The following is an 18,144-nucleotide window of genomic DNA, read 5'->3' as shown; positions in this document are numbered from 1 at the left end:
GCATCGTTCGGACGCCCCTTTGGGGCTTGCGATACTTGGGACTGCACCCAGGGGCTTCCGCCCCTGGCTATTAACGGTCGCCCCTTTGGGGCTGACAAGAAGATGAGAACAATTGGATCGGTTCTCCATCGTTCTGACTCCAAACTGAACACTGACTCCAAACTGAACACTGACTCCAAACTGAACACTGACTCCAAACTGAACACTGACTCCAAACTTTAAACCACAACTCGGAGTGCCATTCCACAACACCCGATTCAAAATAAAAGGAAACCATCATGACCCCACGATTTGATAAGTACACCATCAAAGCTCAGGAAGCCGTTCAGCTGGCTCAGCGAATGGCTACCGACGCACGCAATACGGCTCTTTCGCCGCTCCACTTGCTCGCGGCCCTTCTGAAAGAAGATGGCGGTATCGTTCGCCCTCTGCTGGAAAAGATCGGTGCCAGTCGTGGGCAGTTAGAGTCGATGGTTAAGTCCGAGATCGGACGACTGTCGACGGTAACCGGCGGCGATGGCCAACTGCGTCTTTCGAGCGAACTCGATCAGGTCTTTCAGGCCGCCCAAAAGCAAGCCGACACGATGAAGGACGAGTTCGTCTCGACCGAGCATCTGATGCTCGCCCTGACCCAGGTTGCCTCGAAAGCGAAGGACCTGTTGCAGGTCAACGCCGTCACCGAGAAAGACATCCTTGCCGCCCTGCGGGAAGTGCGAGGCAACACGCGCGTCACTTCCGAAAGCCCCGAAGACACCTTCCAGGCACTGCAGAAGTACGGCATCGACCTGGTCGAACGAGCCGAAAAAGGAAAGCTCGATCCGGTTATCGGCCGCGACGAAGAGATCCGCCGAACCGTGCAGGTTCTCTCGCGTCGGACCAAGAACAACCCTGTGCTGATCGGTGAGCCTGGCGTCGGTAAGACGGCCATCGCCGAAGGGCTCGCTCTTCGCATCGTGCAAGGGGACGTTCCGCAAAGCCTCAAGAACAAACGCGTCATCGCGCTCGACATGGGTGCGCTGGTCGCTGGGGCGAAGTTCCGCGGCGAGTTCGAGGAACGCCTGAAAGCGGTGCTGAAGGAAGTTCAAGACTCGCAGGGCAGTGTCGTGTTGTTCATCGACGAACTGCATACCGTCGTCGGTGCTGGTAAGGCCGAAGGGGGGGCCGATGCGGCGAACCTTTTGAAGCCAGCCCTGGCTCGCGGCGAGCTGCGGTGTATCGGTGCGACGACGCTCGACGAGTACCGTCAGTACATCGAAAAGGACGCGGCCCTCGAGCGGCGTTTCCAGCCGGTGTACGTCGGCGAACCTTCGATCGAAGACACCATCGCGATTCTGCGTGGCCTCAAGCCTCGCTACGAAGCGCATCATGGCGTGAAGATCAAGGACTCGGCCCTCGTTGCCGCGGCAAAGCTTTCCGATCGATACATTACCGATCGATTCCTGCCTGACAAGGCGATCGACCTGGTCGACGAAGCTTCGAGCCGCCTGGCCATCGAACTGGAAAGCGTACCGGCGGAAATCGATCAGGTGCAGCGTCGTCTGACGCAGTTGCAACTGGCCGATCGTCAGCTGGCCGAAGAGACCGAAGAAGGTGCCATCCAGCGTCGCGAAGAAATTCAAGACGAGATGGAGGAGGTCAAGCGTCAGTTGGCCAGCCTGCGTGAGCAGTGGGAAGCCGAGAAGCTCGGTATGGGAGACGTCGCGCAGATTCGCGAAGAACTGGCGGCCACCGATCTCGAGTACTCTCGCTTGCATTCGTCCATTCAGGAAACGCAATCGGCAGGGCAGCCTGTGTCCGAAAGCGATTACCAGAAGCTGTTCGAGTTGCAGAAGAAACACGATGCACTCGTGCAGCGGATGGAAACCGAAAGCGAAGTCGAGAAGGACGAAACCAAGAGCGAGCGGCGTCTGCTTCGCGAACAGGTTACCGAGGACGAGATCGCCGAGGTGGTCAGCCAATGGACGGGCGTTCCGATTGCCAAGATGTTGGAAACGGAACGAGCCAAGCTATTGGTGCTCGAAGAACGTCTGCATCAGCGCCTGGTCGGTCAGGACGAAGCCGTGGTGGCCGTGGCCAACGCGGTGCGTCGTAGCCGCAGCGGTTTGCAGGCCGCCAATCGTCCGGTCGGTTCGTTCATCTTCCTGGGCCCCACCGGCGTAGGTAAGACCGAACTGTGCAAGGCATTGGCGGAAGCTTTGTTCGATGACGAACACGCGATGGTCCGGATCGACATGAGCGAGTACATGGAACGTCACGCCGTGAGTCGACTGATCGGGGCACCTCCCGGATACGTCGGTTACGAAGAAGGGGGCAAGCTGACCGAAGCCGTTCGGCGGCGTCCTTACAGCGTGATTTTGCTCGACGAAATCGAGAAGGCCCATCACGATGTGTTCAACATCCTACTACAAGTGCTGGATGATGGCCGCTTGACCGATAACCACGGTCACACGGTCGACTTCACCAACACGATTGTGGTAATGACGAGCAACATCGGCAGCCAGGCCATCCAGCAGATTGCCCAGGAAGGGGGCAGCGACGAAGAAATTCGCGATGCCGCCCAGGCCAATCTGCGCACGAAGTTTTTGCCGGAGTTCCTCAACCGCATTGATGACATCATTGTCTTCAAACCGCTGGTGAAGGAGCAGATTCGCAGTATCGTCGATTTCCAAACCCAAGGTCTGGCTCATCAGCTGGCCGAGCAGGGAATGGAGTTGGTGGTCAGCGACGCGGCCAAGGACGCGCTGGCAGAAGAAGGTTTCGACCCGCTGTATGGGGCCCGTCCTCTGAAGCGAGTCATCCAGAACCGTCTGCAAAACCAACTGGCCACGCTGCTGTTGAAGGGAGACTTCAAGGATGGCGACCGAATCACGGTCGGCTACAACGGCACCGAGTACACGTTTACTCGGAGCGTTGCCGGAGTCAGCACCGTCGAATCGGCCACGGTAAGCTAAGCCTTGCCGTTTGACGTAACCTTTGACTGGGAACGCGATATGGAGTATTTTCCGGTCGCGTCCCCAATTTGTTTCTTGATCCAGCGAATACCCCAGCGAGTCGAGACATGCCCGCGATAAACCCATAACGGAAACCGCTGCAATGTTCACCCTCATCTTCGTGCTCTTCGGCATCATCGCTGTGCTGGCCTTCGTTGCCTTTCTGATCGAGTATTTCCCCGGCCGAACCCGCCGCAGAAATCGCGGTTCCGGCACCTTTTGGGAAGCACCCTACCTCATCGACAACGATCCCCCTGATTTCAGCCACGACGACAACGACGGAGGCTGGTTCGATGGTGGGGATGTGGATGTGGATTGAGCTAAAACATGATCTTCGTAGGCCAGGTCGAGTCCCCGCCTGCGCTGGTACCGTCGTTACGATGGATGGATAGACCGGCTTTCCAGATAAGCTCTACAGATCGCGTAAACAATCAGACCGTACCCGGCCAGAACGAAGTTGAGCAGGCACCCTTGGATGAGCGTCGTGACGAGCGTGGATGTGAAGTGCAGCGTCGGCGTATCGACCGAGATGTTCTCGAAGACCAGTCCGGTTGCCGCGACTGCGAAGATGCCGCAGATGATATCAACAAAAAATCCAATGGGAAAAAGAAGCGAAATCGCAATCCTGGTTCCGTAGGTGATTGCCAAAGTCCACTTGACGTCCGGCCGCTGTCGAAGCGGATGCTTGCGCGTTCGCACGTCTAAAAAGGTGTAGCCTATGATGAAGATGAAAACGCCTGTTGCCATTCCCATGTAGACAGCCGTCGTCTCGTCGGCAGCGATCAACCAGCTGGGCGCGGCACTGACGCCGCAAATTAAAAACCAGCGGATTGCTGCCTTGATGGTGGCGACGGGAAGATCGTCTACCTGGGGCTGCGTCTCGACATCCACGGCATACGAACTGGTCGCCGGCGATTGAAACGGGTTGTCTGGCTCTTGCGTCAACATGGCGGCTTCAAACAATACTCACAACGGATTAGGACGCGTCGAGGACGCATTCACGACGCGGCTTGCTACGCTCCCAAGTCTTCCACAAACCGCTGCTCGGGATAAACCCGCTCGTAGTCCACCCCTAATTGCTCGGCAACAATCCGCCGGACCTTGAGTGCCAGTTCACGATCGACCCCTGGCGAGCAGCGACGGATGAATTCGTCGTCCGAGATGGGGGGCCACTTCTCAAGCGTGGGGCTTTTCGGCGAAAAGCAGACGCACGCGACGATCAGGCCGACAGCGACCAACGGAATGGCGATCCAAAGCAGGAACATGGTTAGGTTTCGCACAAAAGGAAGGATGGTCTGACTCGTTACTCATCATACGCGGATAAGAGCACACAAAAACTTTCTTCCAAAAAATCTCCCCCAAACATTTGACATGTATACACATGTTCACATATCTTAGGGGAACCCCTGCGATTCCCCCTCGAATCCAGGACCGGGAAACAGATCCCCCGGGTGCCACGCCCAAGCCTGCTTGGGCGTGCGAACACCATTTCCACTCAACCCACAAGAAAAATGTCCCATCCCGACCCCCAACCTGAACAACACGGAGCCGGCCACCATAGCCAGACTCCGCAGGTTGCCGTGCGCGATGGGAACCGCCTGATCTGCCCCTGCTGTGGCGAAGTCCTGATGGTCATCCCCGATCGACCGATCGAAGAGATGACCATCTTCCAACAGGCCAACCAGGTCCGCGTCTCCCCCAAAGGGGACCCGCGGCGAACGTGCGCGGCCCTGGAAGAAATGATTGCCCGGCAAGAGGCCGAAGAACGGGGCGATCACAAACCACCGCAAGAGGAAGAACCGCCGCCAGAGCCGTTCGTCTACGTGCCAGACCCCAACCGGCTAACGTACCGGGCCGACCCGCTCGTCGAACCGATCGACCCCGAGGTCGCCGCCCATCAGTTCCCCGACATGCGACCTCCCTGGGTAGTTCCCCAGGCCAAGAAACCGCGGAACCCCCCTGCGTACCGAGCACCGCGTGAACGCGACGACAACACGCGCGAACGGGAATGGCAACTGCGGCGCATGAAACGCCCGCCCGAAGAGGCGTGGACGTACGAGCTGGCAAGGCTCTACGCGTGGACCTATTACCGCCTGCAGAAACTCGACCGGCAACTGCAGGGAGAGATCTGCGCGAAGCAGGCCGAATTGGATCGGCTGGAACAAGAGTTGTTCGAGTTGAACCCAGAACTCCAGCCCTTCAAATCGCAACCACGACAACCAGCGCTAACGGCAACACGTTTGCTAAGAGAAGCGAATGTGAGCGCCCCGACATGTAATGCGAGCGAACTGCCAACCGGCGCTCCGCACGCCCAAGCAGACTTGAGGGTGGCACCCGGGGAATCGTCTGGTGTGTCGTTCGAAACGTTGAGCAACGTTTCATCTGGCGAGTTGGTTCACGCGTCATCTGCCAAGCCGATCGACGAGCCGACCGTCGAGTTTAAACACGAAACGCCTCATGCCAACGAACGCGGCCCGCCAAGCTAATGTCAGCTCCAACGGAGCGACCGTTCATAGCCAGGGGCGGCAGCCCCTGGAAAGCGATCTCATTAAAACATCTTAAGCCCTGAAAGGGCGGCCGAACCGGTGCGCGCACACTCGGCCGCCCCCTTGGGGCTTGGGACTCGTTGTTGGTGGCACGGGTACCAGGGGTTTCCACCCCTGGCTATGAACGGTCGCCCCTTTGGGGCTGGCGAGAAGATCGAACCGATCGCGTGAACCTGGGGGATGGTGCGATGCGTGGTCGTACCCCGCAACTCGCGGTGCTTGTGCCTGCGCCCTACGCGGCGAAGTTCATCTTTGGATCAGGCGAGAGCAACTCGATCTCGACGGCCGTTAGCGCTTTGACCAACTCGGCATCCGGCGAAGGGCGGCGGAGGGGGTCTTTGGCCAGCATTTGACTGACCAACTTATCGAGCGAGCCCGGAACGTGCGGAACCAGGGACCGTACGTTAGGGGCTCGCTGCGACAGTTGAGCTTGGACGATCGCTTCGGTCGACGTCTGGTCGTACAACTGACGTCCCGTGATCAGTTCAAACAGAATTACCCCCAGGCTATACGTATCGGCCTGGGGCAACACCGGCACGCTGGTCGTCAGCATCTCTGGTGGAAGATACCGTAGCGTCCCTTGGCGATCGCACTTGCGGCTGGTGCATGGCAGGCTCAAATCAACCCGCTGCGCGAAGCCCAGATCGATCAATGTCGCATGCCCGGTGCTGGAAAGGACCACGTTGTCCGGCTTAACGTCCCCATGGATCCAGCGGGCCTCGTGTACCTGCGTTAATCCCTGGGCCAGTTGCCGCGCTGTCCATACGGCACTACCCAATGGAAATGCTGTGCCTTGGCTGAGGATCTGCGAAAGGGTTTGCCCCCAGACGCGCGGCATGACAACGAACGAACCGGGACGCGTATCAATGACCGGTACGATGTGGGCCGAGGTGATCTCGCTGCCGGCGTCCGCCTCGCGGCACAGGCGATGGATCAGTTGGCGGTCCCCTTTGTATTCCGGGCGAATCGTTTTCAGGGCGAAGTCCCAGCCACTGAAAGCTCCTTCACTGGGGCGAGCGCGGAAGACGCGAAAGTACGTACCTTCCCCCAGTTGCGGTCCCACTTGCCACGAGCCATACAGGCAGCGGGGAGACCGGCGACGCGCCGCAGAAAACGTTGGTGATGTGCCGATGGTCGTCAAAGCGATGACTTTCCAAGCCGATCCTGGCCAAAAGACTCCTGAATAACTTCAATATTCGACCACCGAGAACGAAAACTCCGATAGTCGCCTGAGTTGTCCCGTTATCGGGGCCAGTCGGGTTTTACGGCCTAGGTAGCTTGGGCAACTCATAGCACCCCCTTTGGAAAATTGCCCAGTTTCAAGTAAGATAGTTAAGTATCTAGGTAAATTTTTGGACACTTCACAAAGGTAGAAATTCGAATGAAGAAGCTCGGATCCTTGTTGGTTCTCGTAGCCCTGACTGCTTTCATCGTCGGTTGCGCCCCAAAGGGTAGCCCATCGACCGGTAATCCCAACAGCAACAACACCGCCACGAACACCACGCACTAAGCGTAGTGCCGTCAGGCGTTTACCCCATAAGCACGTCGAAAACGAAAAAGACCGCCAGACAAACGTCGGCGGTCTTTTTTATGCTTTCGTTCCAGCAGCCGTTACTCGCTGGAACTGTTCTCGCGCTGGGCCATTTCTAGTTTCTTGATGTCCTCGGCCGAAAGCTGAGGGCGATCGACTTTGATGGTTAGCTTGTCGAGCTTTGCCGTCAAAGGGAACGGGGGATGATAGTCTTCGTCATTCACCCCGGTGAGCGTATCCGAACCGATATCGAACGATTCGTCCCACTGCAAGATCATGGGAATGGTCTTCTTCATTTCGATTGTCTGGGCCACCTTGCCGTCGACCAGCAGCGTGCCGGTGCCAGGCCGGCCAAGCCCGCTCATGTTGTTGAAAGCCAAAGTGCCAGTCCCCAGGCCGTCGTATTTGAAATCGAACGCGATCGTGTGTTTGCCAGGCGAAAGAGGTTCGCTGGCCTGCCACTTGATCCGTTGCAGGTCGACCAGGTTCCAGAGGAACGTCGGTTTCCCTTCCAGCAGATAGAAGCCGTATCCGCAGAATCGGCCGCCAGAGGTCAGGATCATTCCTTCAGCACCAGCCTCGGGAACGTCGATCTCGGCCGTGATGGTATACGACGAATTCAAGAGCATCGGCGAGTCCCCTTGCGGCAGCCCGGTCATCGCTCTGGTATAGACGAACTCGGTACGCCCCGCGGTAATATTCGGACGTGGGGCCACAATTCGGGCAGCGACCGACGCGTCCAGCGGAAACACCTGGTACTTCTTCGCCTCGTCGATAAACATCTGCTTCATCAGTTTCACCTTGTCAGGTTGCTGATCGGCGATGTTATTCGATTGGCTGAAGTCGGTTGTCAGGTCATATAGTTCCAGGACTTGATTGTTGAGTGGATCGGAATTGGCGACCCCGAATGCTTCCCACGGTGCACGATTGACCTTCGTGCTCAGCAGCCATCCTTCGTGATAGAGGGCCCATTGTCCCATCATCTCGAAGTACTGCGTTTTGTGCTGCGAGGGAGCATTGGCATTGGCTGCATCGAATGTGTACGCCAGGCTCGTTCCTTCGATGGGGGCCTGCGGGATACCATCGACGACATCCGGTGCTGGAATGCCAGAAACTTCGAGAATCGTCGGTACAATATCGATCACATGGCAGAACTGATGCCGCATGCCGCCGTGATCTTTGATAACGGCCGGCCACGAGATGGCCATGTTTTGGCGAATACCGCCGAGCTTCGATGCGTTTTGCTTGAACCAGGTAAACGGCGTATCGAATGCCCAAGACCAACCGGCCGACATGTGGTTGTAGGTCTCTTCGGTACCCCACACGTCGTACCACTTCATTTGAACGTCCACCGGCAGCATGTTCAGGCCATTGAAGAAGGCGACTTCGTTGGGTGTTCCCAGCGGGCCTCCTTCGGCGCTGGTTCCGTTGTCGCCGTTGATGTAGATGATCAGCGTGTTATCGAGCTTGCCGATGTCTTCGACTGCTTGCACAACGCGGCCGATCTCGTAGTCGTTGTAGGCACCGTAGGCGGCGAAGATTTCCACCTGGCGGATGAAGAGCTTCTTCTCTTCCGCGGTGCAGTCATCCCAGTTTTTGATAACATCGGTCGGCCATGGTTCGAGCTTGGTATCCGCGGGAATGACGCCCAGGCGTTTTTGATTTTCAAAGATCCGTTCGCGTAGCTTGTTCCAGCCATCGTCAAACAGGTGCATCTCGTGAATCTTGTCGACCCACTCCTGCGTCGGATGATGCGGAGCATGCGTCGCACCTGGGGCATACTTGATGAAGAACGGCTTGCTTGGGTCGATCTGGTTCATGCGGTGGATGTAGTCGATTGCATCGTCCGACATGGCCGTGATGAGGTTCCAGTTCTCTTGTCCCTTGAAAGGATAGATCTGAGTCGTGTTCCGAAAGAGATTGGGCTCCCATTGGTTCGCGTCGCCGCCGACGAAGCCATAGAAGTATTCAAAGCCCATGCCGGTTGGCCATTGATCGAACGGGCCAACCTGGCTGGCGGCGAACGCTGGCGTGTTATGGTCTTTACCGAACCAGGCTGTCGAGTAGCCGTTGTCCTTCAAGATGCGACCGACGGTGCATTTGTCTTCGGCAATGATGCTGTTGTAACCCGGGAACCCGGTCGACTGTTCGGAGATCACACCGAAACCGACCGAGTGATGATTACGGCCGGTGATCAGCGCGGCCCGCGTCGGAGAGCACAATGCGGTGGAATGGATGTTGTTGTAACGCAAGCCATTCTTAGCGATCCGGTCCATTGTGGGTGTCGGGATCACGCCGCCAAACGTGCTGGGAACGCCAAAGCCGGCATCATCGGTGATGATCAACAGAACATTCGGGGCCTGCTTTGGGGGAACGATTTGTGGTGCCCACCATGGTTTCGATTGCAACGCATCAGGCTGAATCACGCCGCCGAACGGTGGTTCAGGGGCCGGTAGTTGCTCGCCGCTGATGGTCGTCTTGGCCGCTGGCGAACCACTCGCCGGAGCGAAAGTTTCCTGAGCGTGGGCAACGCTCAAAGCCGTAACCATACATAGGCTTGCTACCAGACAGTGAACTGAAAAAACGCGTGAAGAAGTTATACGCATGATGATTCCCCCGATTTCGAACTTCTTTAGACGGTCGTATCTCGCTGCAAGATCGCCGCATTGGTACTAGTAATTGTCCGCTGAATACGGGGGAAATGCTAGTGAATTAATCGTGAACCAAGCCAACGCTTCCTAAACGGCTCATCGGCTGGCCATGGCCCCAGACCTGGGGGGCCGTACGATGGGAGCAGGGTTTCTCACCAGTATTTCCGGAGGTATCAGGGATGAAAATCAAACGACGCGGTTCGGCCACGTGTCGCGCATGGCAAAAGAAAACCGCAGGCATTTCTGCCTGCGGTTTACAATTTGAGCCGCTGTAGTGCGAGGACGATTACTTCGTTTCCTTCACTTGAATATGGCGATACTCCATCTGCCCGCGATCTCCTTCCAGGCCAATTGGTCCGGTCTCTGGCAGCTTGAACGCTTCTTCCAGAACTTCGCCGTTGCAGGTACAACGGGCCGTGTTGCCGGTGACTTCGACGACCAGTTCGTTCCAGTCTTGCGGCTTGTAGTTCTTCAGTTCCTTGTAAGGACCGGCCAGTGGATAGTCGCGGCATTGCAGCTGCGGGGCTCGAATGAAGACACCACTATCGGCGTTAGGGGTCGCGCGGAATTCGAGTTTCAGAACGAAGTCCTTGGGAAACTCGCGCTCGGTCCACATCTGCTGAATGCGGCGACCTTCGGCAGGCGTGGTTACCACAATGCGATCGCCGACCGCCTTATAGCGGCCATCAATGCTTTCGGTCTTGCCATCGAAGGTGATGTCCTCTTCGAAGATCGGCCAGGCAAGAGCGATCTTCTTGCCTTTGCGTTCGGGGTTGGCTTTGAACATCCAGCCGGTCAGATCTTTGCCGTTATACAGGCTCTCGAAGCCAGGCTCCGGTTCCCAGTTGTCGGCTTCGGTTTCAACGTAACCCAGCGTGGCAAAGATAGGCATCAGCGCGGCGGCCCACTTGGCATAACCTTGCTTGTTGGGATGCAGCAGGTCAGGGAACTCTTCGGCCTTGGCATCGCCATTTTCATCAGCGAAAGGAAGCCACGTTTCCAGGACGATCACTTGCGGATCGCCATGGGCGACTTGTTCGTAAAGCTCGTTGATCTTTTTGATCTTCTCGGCCGAACGGCTTTTCTTTTCCGAACTGGGGAAGACCTTGCACAAGATGATCGGCATCTTGGGATCGTGCTGCTTGAGTTCGGCGATGATCAGCTTGACATTGGCCGCGATCGTTTCCGGCTCGGCTTTTTCTTCGAGGTCGTTGGTCCCCATCAGCATGACGACTGCCTGGGGATTAAGCGAAAGGACATCCTCGTCCAGGCGAATCAGCATGCCGCGAGTCGTGTCGCCGCTGATGCCGCGGTTAGCGACCTTCAACTTACCGAAGCTGCCCCCCATGTTGTCGCCCCAACCTTGGGTGATCGAGTCGCCCAGAAAGACAACCGCCCCTTGATCCTTTTCAACTTGCTTCGACCAGTTCGCCCGACGATTCTGCCACAGATTGCGGAACCAATCGTAACGACGAATGGGGCCATCGCCAGCCAGTCCCTGATTGGTTTCTGGAATGGCGAAACCTTTGTCCTGGGCGTCGAGCTGCGGAGTGCTTAACAGGAAGAACGCAAACGTCAGCGTAAGAAGAATTCGTAGGTGATGTGGCATGGAGGCTACTTTCACGATAAGGAGGTTAGATCTCGGTGAGGTGAGTCGCGAAATATTATAGTCAAGGGAAAATCGGGACGCATCGGTGGATTTCTCGCCGGTATTAACCGTTTATTCGTTGTGGATTGGGCTTTTCGGCATTCTTCATTTGCACTGGCGAGTTTAGAGGCATAGATTTCAGATAGCGAATAATCGCAGGGCAGTTTCTTTCAAGGCGGCAATCGGGGGTTCTTTTGGCTGAGCCGCGGCCTGGGAAGTCGGAACGCTTCGCTCGTGAATGGCAGAGTAAATCGCGCTTGCCTTTCGCATCGTGAGCCATCTTTTTTTCTGTTGACGTTGCGCGAGGGCCTATCCCCTCGGCATTGCATGTGAAGGTTATGAGGAAACCGAGAGAATGACACACTTGAGTATCTACCGCTGTTTGTCTTTGGCTTTCGTAGCCATTTTAGGGTTCGCTGTAACGGCGAATGCCCAGACCAAGAAGCCGAACATTTTGTTTATCGTGTCGGACGATACCGGCTATGGAGACCTGGGCCCGTACGGTGGTGGCGTCGGACGCGGCATGCCCACGCCGAACATCGACCGAATGGCCGCCGAAGGGATGACCTTCTTCTCGTTCTATGCCCAGCCAAGCTGCACCCCAGGCCGCGCTGCTATGCAAACCGGACGTATCCCCAATCGCAGCGGGATGACGACCGTGGCGTTTCAAGGCCAAGGGGGCGGTTTGCCTGCGGCTGAGTGGACGTTGGGTTCGGTCTTAAAGAAGGGTGGCTATCAAACCTATTTCACCGGCAAGTGGCACTTGGGGGAAGCGGACTACGCACTGCCTAACGCCCACGGCTACGACGAAATGGAGCACTGCTTCCTGTATCACTGCAACGCCTACACCTACGGCGATCCGACCTGGTTCCCCGATATGGATCCGAAGTTGCGCGAGATGTTTGACAAGGTCACCAAGGGATCGCTTTCCGGCAAAGCAGGCGAGCCAGCCAAAGAAGATTGGAAGGTCAACGGCCAGTACGTTGACACGCCAGAGAAGGGTGTCGTCGGCATTCCTTTCATGGACAAGTACGTCGAACAATCCGGCCTCAAGTTCCTGGAACAGGCCGCGAAGTCGCCTGACACGCCGTTCTTCATCAACATCAACTTCATGAAGGTGCATCAGCCGAATATGCCAGCACCGGAGTTCAAGCATAAGTCGCTGTCGAAGTCGAACTACGCTGACTCGGTGGTCGAACTCGATACCCGCATCGGCAACATCATGGACAAGCTTCGTGAACTGAAGCTCGATGAAAACACCCTCGTCTTCTACACCACCGACAACGGTGCCTGGCAAGACGTCTACCCCGACGCCGGTTACACGCCGTTCCGTGGCACCAAGGGTACCGTCCGCGAAGGTGGTAACCGCGTGCCAGCGATCGCTATTTGGCCTGGTAAAATCAAGCCCGGCGTTCGCAACCACGACATCGTCGGTGGGCTGGACCTGTTGGCGACGTTTGCCAGTGTCGCTGGCGTCGAACTGCCCAAGAACGACAAGGAAGACAAGCCGATCTATTTCGATAGTTTCGACATAACCCCGGTTTTGACCGGCAGTGGAAAGTGCCCGCGTACTGAGTGGTTCTACTTCACCGAAGATGAACTCACCCCCGGTGCTGCTCGAGTGAACAACTACAAGGCGGTGTTCAATCTGCGTGGTGACGATGGTCAAGAAACAGGCGGTTTGGCGGTCGATTCCAATCTTGGTTGGAAAGGTGCCAAAGCGTACGTGGCAACCGTGCCGCAGATCTTTGACCTGTACCAAGATCCACAGGAACGTTACGACATATTCATGAATAACTACACCGAGCGAACCTGGACAATGGTGACGTTCAACGACGCAATCGTGAAGTTGATGAAGACCTACGTCCAATACCCGCCACGGAAGTTGCAAAGCGAATCGTATTCAGGGCCGATCACCCTCTCGGGCTATCAGCGTTTCCAGTACATTCGTGAGGAACTGGAGAAAGATGGTGTTAAAATTGGCTTGCCGACCGGCAACTAACTTTACACCACCGATAGGCAAGTCGATCGCTTGATCGCATGCACAACCTTGCAAATGGAAAACCGCAGGTGGAGATGTCTGCCTGCGGTTTTTTTATTGGTTATGGAGCTCGCCTTGAACGTGTTGGATTCTTTCTCGCAGGATTATCCTGAAGCGCAATCGCGCTTTCGCGAAGCCGCCACGAAGCTCGGCTTTTCGCTTGAGTCGCATTCGATTGGCGAGAACGGTCCCGATGGCAGCGAACTGTCTTTTGACGTGGCCTGTTCGACTGGTGGCGATCCAAGCCGGGTGCTGGTTATCTCCTCAGGCATTCACGGCGTCGAAGGTTTCTTCGGATCGGCCGTGCAGTTGGGGATGCTTGATGAGTGGTCGCAAGGCGAAATGCCTCAGCCAAAGGTCGTGCTGCTGCATGGGCTCAATGCGTATGGCTTTGCCTACAGTCGGCGGTTCAACGAAGACAACGTCGACCCCAACCGCAACTTCCTGCTCGCCGGCCAGCCGTTCGCAGGCTCGCCCCCTGGGTATGCCGAACTCGATTCTTTCCTCAATCCGAAGCGGCCCCCATCCTCGTGGGAACCCTTCTCCGCCAAAGCCGTTTGGTTGATTGCACAACACGGCATGAGCAAGCTCCGCAGTGCGATTGCTTCGGGGCAGTACGACTATCCGCAAGGATTGTTCTTCGGTGGCAAAGGTCCCACTCGTATGCAAACCATCTTGCAGCAGAACATGCCCCGCTGGCTGGCAGGAAGCGAGCAGGTCGTGCATCTCGACTTTCACACCGGACTGGGTGCCTGGGGCACTTGGAAGCTGTTGATCGATTACCCGTTGAGTGAATTGCAACGGAAACAGCTTGCGGGTTGGTTCGGTGCCGATTCGTTCGAGGCCAACACCGAGAGTGATATCGCTTACGATGCCCGCGGTGGGTTCGGGCAGTGGTGCGTCGCGCAGAAGTTCTCACCAGAATACCTCTTCGCATGTGCCGAATTCGGCACCTATCCGGCGGTAAAAGTCCTGGCAGGCCTGCGTGCCGAGAACCAAGCCCATCACTGGGGCAAAGCAGAGGCCGCGTCAACTCGCAAAGCGAAGCAAACGCTGAAAGAACTATTCTGTCCGTCCGCTGCCAGTTGGCGCGAAGAGGTACTGCGGCAAAGCAAGCAACTTGTCCGCCAGGCAGAGCAGGGGATGTGCGGCGAAGGGAAGTCGTAGATGCGTTACGCGAGATAGACGATCATCGCCCGATTGGATGTCGCGATGTCCGAGACGAACTTCTGCAACTCTTTCAAGTAGTCGGTGACATACCCGATGCAGTCTTCTTTCGGCTCGTCTTTCCAAACTTCAGGATAGATACCATGACGCGCGAAGTCAGCCGGATTGGCCTGTTCGTAAAGTTGGTCGACATCGATCACGGACAATGCCGCGGCGATCTCTTTCACTTCCTGCGAAGTAAATCCGCGGGGATAGCCATAGCCGATTTCTTCCTTGATGTCCTCGCCGCCGTGAATCATGAATGCCAGCGGTCCTTCGCCACCCCCTTCGGTTCCGGTCAGCAGAAAGTGAATGCCATGCCAGGCCTTGTCGACGTCGGCATCGACGACTGGCTGCGAGAGTTGCCAAGGATCTTCTTCCGGTTCTGGGCGTAGCTTCGCACCGAACAGCCTGGCCAGCCACGAAGGTTGACGACGCTTCGGGATGGAATCGCTCCAGAGGAGATGAATTCGCCGGGGCACGCTGATGATTGCCTGAAGGTCTTCGTCCTCCAACGCACAGAAACAACCGACCATGCCCATCGCGCGTTTCCTCTTTCAACGAAACCAATGCCGTAACAACTCACGTGCTCGGAAACAATGTAGCGAGATTCGCCGCCAGGGAACACCTTTGTCCCTGCGTCAAAGTCTGCGGGCTGTAACTATCACGATGGCAGGAAGCTGCCCGGCGATGTGCTTTAACGCGGTGGATAGTTGCCTTGAGCTTGTTTGCGGCTTAAGATAGCGTTTTTCTTCTCAAATTCTCGGGTTTTCCCCTCGCACTGACTCCTCGAAGGATCTTCCCCTTGAATCGACTTCCCAGATTGTTGTTGGTTTTGTTGGTCGCTTTGACCTTTGCCAGTTGCCGCGCCAAGACCGAAAACCAGGCAGCCGGTAGCGGCGGTTATGAATTTCCCATTGAAGCAGGCAAGTATCGGATCCTTGGTATTCGTACCGACAACACCGACCATGCCCGGGCAAAGCAGAACGCCGAGTCGGCGATTGCCAACAACCCGAACCTGAAAGCGATGGTCGGGCTGTGGGCTTATAACCCGCCCATGATCCTTAGCGCGGTCGAAGGGGCCGGCAAGGTGGGCGAGATCCAGGTCATTGGTTTCGACGAAGACCCGGTCACGCTCAAAGGGATTGAAGACGGCAAAGTTCACGGCACGGTCGTGCAGCAGCCGTTCGTCTTCGGGTACAAGTCGGTCGAGTTCCTTTCGGCCCTGGCCCGCGGTCAGTCGCTTGACATTCCGGAAAACAATTTGATCTTCGTTCCTTTCAAGGCCATCAATAAAGACAACGTCGTCGAGTTTCAGGCAGAACTTAACCGCATCAAGGCAGGCAACGGAACACCACCTCCGCACAATCAGCCGAACTACGACACCAGCAAGAAGGTGAAGATCGCGTTCCTGACCAACACGGTCGATCCGTTCTGGAACTATGCCGAAGAAGGGGTCCGCGTCGCCGAGCCAATCTTCAACGCCGAGTGCGAAGTCTACCATCCGCCCAATGGTACTCAGGAAGAGCAGAAGCGATTCATCGAACGCAAGATCGGCGACGGCTGCGAGGCATTGGCCATGAGCCCCAGCTCGCCGGAAAGCCAGACCGGCTTGATCAACAAGGCGGTCGAAGCGTTTCATGGCAACGTGATCTGCCACGACTCGGACGCCCCCAATAGCCAGCGTAAGTTCTACATCGGTACGCACAACTACCTGGCCGGCCGCGAAGTGGGTCGCCTGGTGAAGGAAGCGATTCCCGACGGCGGCGACGTGATGATCTTTGTCGGCATGATGGAGCAGCTCAACGCCCAGGAACGCAGTGCCGGCGTGATCGACGAACTGCTGGACAAGCCGATTCCGGCTGAGATCGCCAAGTACATGCCCAAGGAAGAGACGCCTAAGGAAGAGGCTCCGAAAGAGGAAGCTCCCGCGGAAGAGAAGCCTGCTCCCGAGGCGGCTCCGATGAAGGAAGAATCTTCCAACGAAGTGGAGAGCTAATCGCGACTTGCCCATGAGCTCTTCGGCCCCTCCGTTTTTAGAAGTCGAGCGAATCTCGAAACGCTTTCCCGGCGTCAAGGCTTTGTCGGAAGTCTCGCTACGCGTGGGCGCTGGCGAGTCGATTGCCGTCATTGGCGAAAACGGTGCCGGCAAAAGCACGCTGATGAAGATCCTGGCCGGCATCCAGTCGCCCGACTCGGGTACGATCCGCGTGGAAGGGAAACCGGTCGAGATTCGCAGCGTGAACGACGCGCTCGACATGGGTATCGCCTTGATCCACCAGGAATTGAATCTATGCGATAACCTCACGGTCGGCGGCAACATCTACCTCGGCCGCGAACCGAAGCGATTGGGCTGGATCAATCAGGCCGAAGTGAATGCCCAGTCGCGCAAGTACCTCGATCAGGTCGGGCTGAAGGTCGACCCGCGAACTCTGCTGGCTGATTTGTCGATTGGTCAACAGCAACTGGTCGAAATCGCCAAGGCACTCTCGTGCAACGCGAAGCTGTTGATCATGGACGAGCCCACCTCGAGCCTGTCTGCCCGCGAGGTGGAGCGGCTGTTCGAGGTGATTCAGTCGCTGCGCGCTTCGGGCGTGAGTATCGTTTACATCTCGCACCGCTTGAGTGAAGTGCATCGTGTGTGCGATCGCGTGGTCGCTTTGCGGGACGGTCAAAACAGCGGTGAGCTCGCCCGCGAAGAGATCTCGCACGATAACATGGTGCGGCTGATGGTTGGCCGCGATCTCGATCAGTTCTATGCCCACCAGCCAATTCCACCAGGGGATGAAGTGCTACGCGTGAATGCCGTTCGCACGCATGCCCATCCGGCCCATGAGATCAGCTTCCATCTGCGTGCTGGCGAAATCGTGGGCCTGGCTGGTTTGGTCGGAGCAGGGAGGACCGAACTGCTGGAAACGTTGTTCGGGATTCACCCGCCGGAAAGTGGCACGATCGAAGTTGCTGGGAAAGCGGCTGCAATTCGTTCGCCGCAAGATGCGATCGGCCACGAGATCTTCCTGGTGCCTGAAGATCGCAAGCAGCAGGGGCTGGTCTTGCCGATGGATGTCGGACAGAACACCACGCTGCCAGGGCTGCACCGGTTGTCGTACTTTTCATGGGTCGATCCGCGGCAAGAGCAACAGCTGGCCGACGACATGGTCAAACGCATGCGGGTGAAAACGCCCAGCACGCGGCAGATTATTCAGTACCTCAGCGGCGGCAACCAGCAGAAAGTGGTGATCGCCAAGTGGCTGGCCATGAATCCCAAGATTCTACTTTTGGACGAACCTACCCGCGGCATCGACGTGGGAGCGAAGCACGAAATTTACGAGCTGATGGAAGAGCTGGCCCGGAAAGGGGTGGCAATCTTGTTCGTTTCGAGTGAAATGGAAGAGATCCTGGGAATGGCCGACCGCGTGCTAGTGATGCACGAAGGGACCATGTCTGGCGAACTTACACGAGACCAACTCAGTGAAGAGGCGGTCATGCACCTTGCCACCGGTCAACAGTTGACCGCCGTTTGAGTAAGAG

The 18,144-nt window shown here is 56.9% G+C and carries 14 protein-coding genes; 8 read left to right on the top strand and 6 right to left on the bottom strand.

The window, feature by feature from the left end; translation table 11 throughout:
* Positions 1-278: 278 nt before the first annotated feature.
* Both clpB and C5Y96_RS18240 read left to right on the top strand, forming a co-directional pair.
* Positions 279-2,951 carry an ATP-dependent chaperone ClpB gene (gene clpB / locus C5Y96_RS18245; protein ID WP_105356268.1) on the top strand — a complete coding sequence of 891 codons (2,673 nt, stop codon included), beginning with the start codon at positions 279-281 and terminating at the stop codon, positions 2,949-2,951.
* Positions 2,952-3,093: 142 nt separating this feature from the next.
* Entirely contained in the window at positions 3,094-3,309 is a 216-nt protein-coding gene (locus C5Y96_RS18240) for a hypothetical protein (protein WP_105356266.1), read from the top strand.
* A 56-nt stretch (positions 3,310-3,365) separates the two neighbouring features.
* Here C5Y96_RS18240 and C5Y96_RS18235 read toward each other — a convergent pair whose 3' ends face one another.
* Together C5Y96_RS18235 and C5Y96_RS18230 are read right to left on the bottom strand one after the other, a co-directional pair.
* On the bottom strand, positions 3,366-3,938 hold the full coding sequence (locus C5Y96_RS18235) for a hypothetical protein (protein ID WP_105356264.1): 573 nt from the start codon (positions 3,936-3,938) through the stop codon (positions 3,366-3,368).
* A gap of 65 nt (positions 3,939-4,003) precedes the next feature.
* Positions 4,004-4,255 (bottom strand): hypothetical protein, encoded by a 252-nt coding sequence (locus tag C5Y96_RS18230; protein WP_105356262.1) that lies wholly within the window; start codon positions 4,253-4,255, stop codon positions 4,004-4,006.
* A 246-nt stretch (positions 4,256-4,501) separates the two neighbouring features.
* On the opposite strand from C5Y96_RS18230, the gene C5Y96_RS18225 reads away from it, so the two are divergent.
* A complete protein-coding gene (locus tag C5Y96_RS18225) occupies positions 4,502-5,476 on the top strand; it encodes a hypothetical protein (RefSeq protein ID WP_105356261.1) in 975 nt (324 codons plus the stop codon).
* A 292-nt stretch (positions 5,477-5,768) separates the two neighbouring features.
* On the opposite strand, the gene C5Y96_RS18220 is transcribed toward C5Y96_RS18225, so the two are convergent.
* Positions 5,769-6,677 carry a serine/threonine-protein kinase gene (locus C5Y96_RS18220; RefSeq protein WP_158261307.1) on the bottom strand — a complete coding sequence of 303 codons (909 nt, stop codon included), beginning with the start codon at positions 6,675-6,677 and terminating at the stop codon, positions 5,769-5,771.
* Between the two features lie 240 nt (positions 6,678-6,917).
* Here C5Y96_RS18220 and C5Y96_RS28010 point away from each other — a divergent pair, with 240 nt between their 5' ends.
* Complete coding sequence (locus C5Y96_RS28010; RefSeq protein WP_261341401.1) at positions 6,918-7,046, top strand: hypothetical protein; 129 nt, start codon at positions 6,918-6,920, stop codon at positions 7,044-7,046.
* A gap of 101 nt (positions 7,047-7,147) precedes the next feature.
* Here the strand turns inward: C5Y96_RS28010 and C5Y96_RS18215 are convergent, their stop codons facing one another.
* Positions 7,148-9,616: an arylsulfatase gene (locus C5Y96_RS18215; protein WP_199188734.1), complete on the bottom strand. Its 2,469-nt coding sequence runs from the start codon at positions 9,614-9,616 to the stop codon at positions 7,148-7,150.
* Between the two features lie 388 nt (positions 9,617-10,004).
* Positions 10,005-11,327, bottom strand: a complete 1,323-nt coding sequence (locus tag C5Y96_RS18210; protein ID WP_105356255.1) for a GDSL-type esterase/lipase family protein — start codon at positions 11,325-11,327, stop codon at positions 10,005-10,007.
* 394 nt (positions 11,328-11,721) lie between these two features.
* Between C5Y96_RS18210 and C5Y96_RS18205 the strand changes: the two genes are divergently transcribed.
* Positions 11,722-13,368 carry an arylsulfatase gene (locus C5Y96_RS18205; RefSeq protein ID WP_105356253.1) on the top strand — a complete coding sequence of 549 codons (1,647 nt, stop codon included), beginning with the start codon at positions 11,722-11,724 and terminating at the stop codon, positions 13,366-13,368.
* 120 nt (positions 13,369-13,488) lie between these two features.
* Positions 13,489-14,574 (top strand): M14 family metallopeptidase, encoded by a 1,086-nt coding sequence (locus C5Y96_RS18200; protein ID WP_199188733.1) that lies wholly within the window; start codon positions 13,489-13,491, stop codon positions 14,572-14,574.
* A gap of 5 nt (positions 14,575-14,579) precedes the next feature.
* Here C5Y96_RS18200 and C5Y96_RS18195 read toward each other — a convergent pair whose 3' ends face one another.
* The gene (locus tag C5Y96_RS18195) at positions 14,580-15,155 is read right to left on the bottom strand and encodes a YfbM family protein (RefSeq protein ID WP_105356249.1); all 576 of its coding nucleotides are present in this window, start codon (positions 15,153-15,155) and stop codon (positions 14,580-14,582) included.
* A gap of 263 nt (positions 15,156-15,418) precedes the next feature.
* Between C5Y96_RS18195 and C5Y96_RS18190 the strand changes: the two genes are divergently transcribed.
* Both C5Y96_RS18190 and C5Y96_RS18185 read left to right on the top strand, forming a co-directional pair.
* The gene (locus C5Y96_RS18190) at positions 15,419-16,612 is read left to right on the top strand and encodes a substrate-binding domain-containing protein (protein WP_105356248.1); all 1,194 of its coding nucleotides are present in this window, start codon (positions 15,419-15,421) and stop codon (positions 16,610-16,612) included.
* A 13-nt stretch (positions 16,613-16,625) separates the two neighbouring features.
* On the top strand, positions 16,626-18,137 hold the full coding sequence (locus C5Y96_RS18185; RefSeq protein WP_105356246.1) for a sugar ABC transporter ATP-binding protein: 1,512 nt from the start codon (positions 16,626-16,628) through the stop codon (positions 18,135-18,137).
* Positions 18,138-18,144 lie beyond the last annotated feature (7 nt).

The organism is Blastopirellula marina (genome assembly GCF_002967715.1).
In the GTDB taxonomy this organism is placed as follows: Bacteria; Planctomycetota; Planctomycetia; order Pirellulales; family Pirellulaceae; genus Bremerella; species Bremerella marina_B.
The sequence above is the reverse complement of the archived record's forward strand: the minus strand, read 5'-3'. Positions and strand labels throughout refer to the sequence as shown.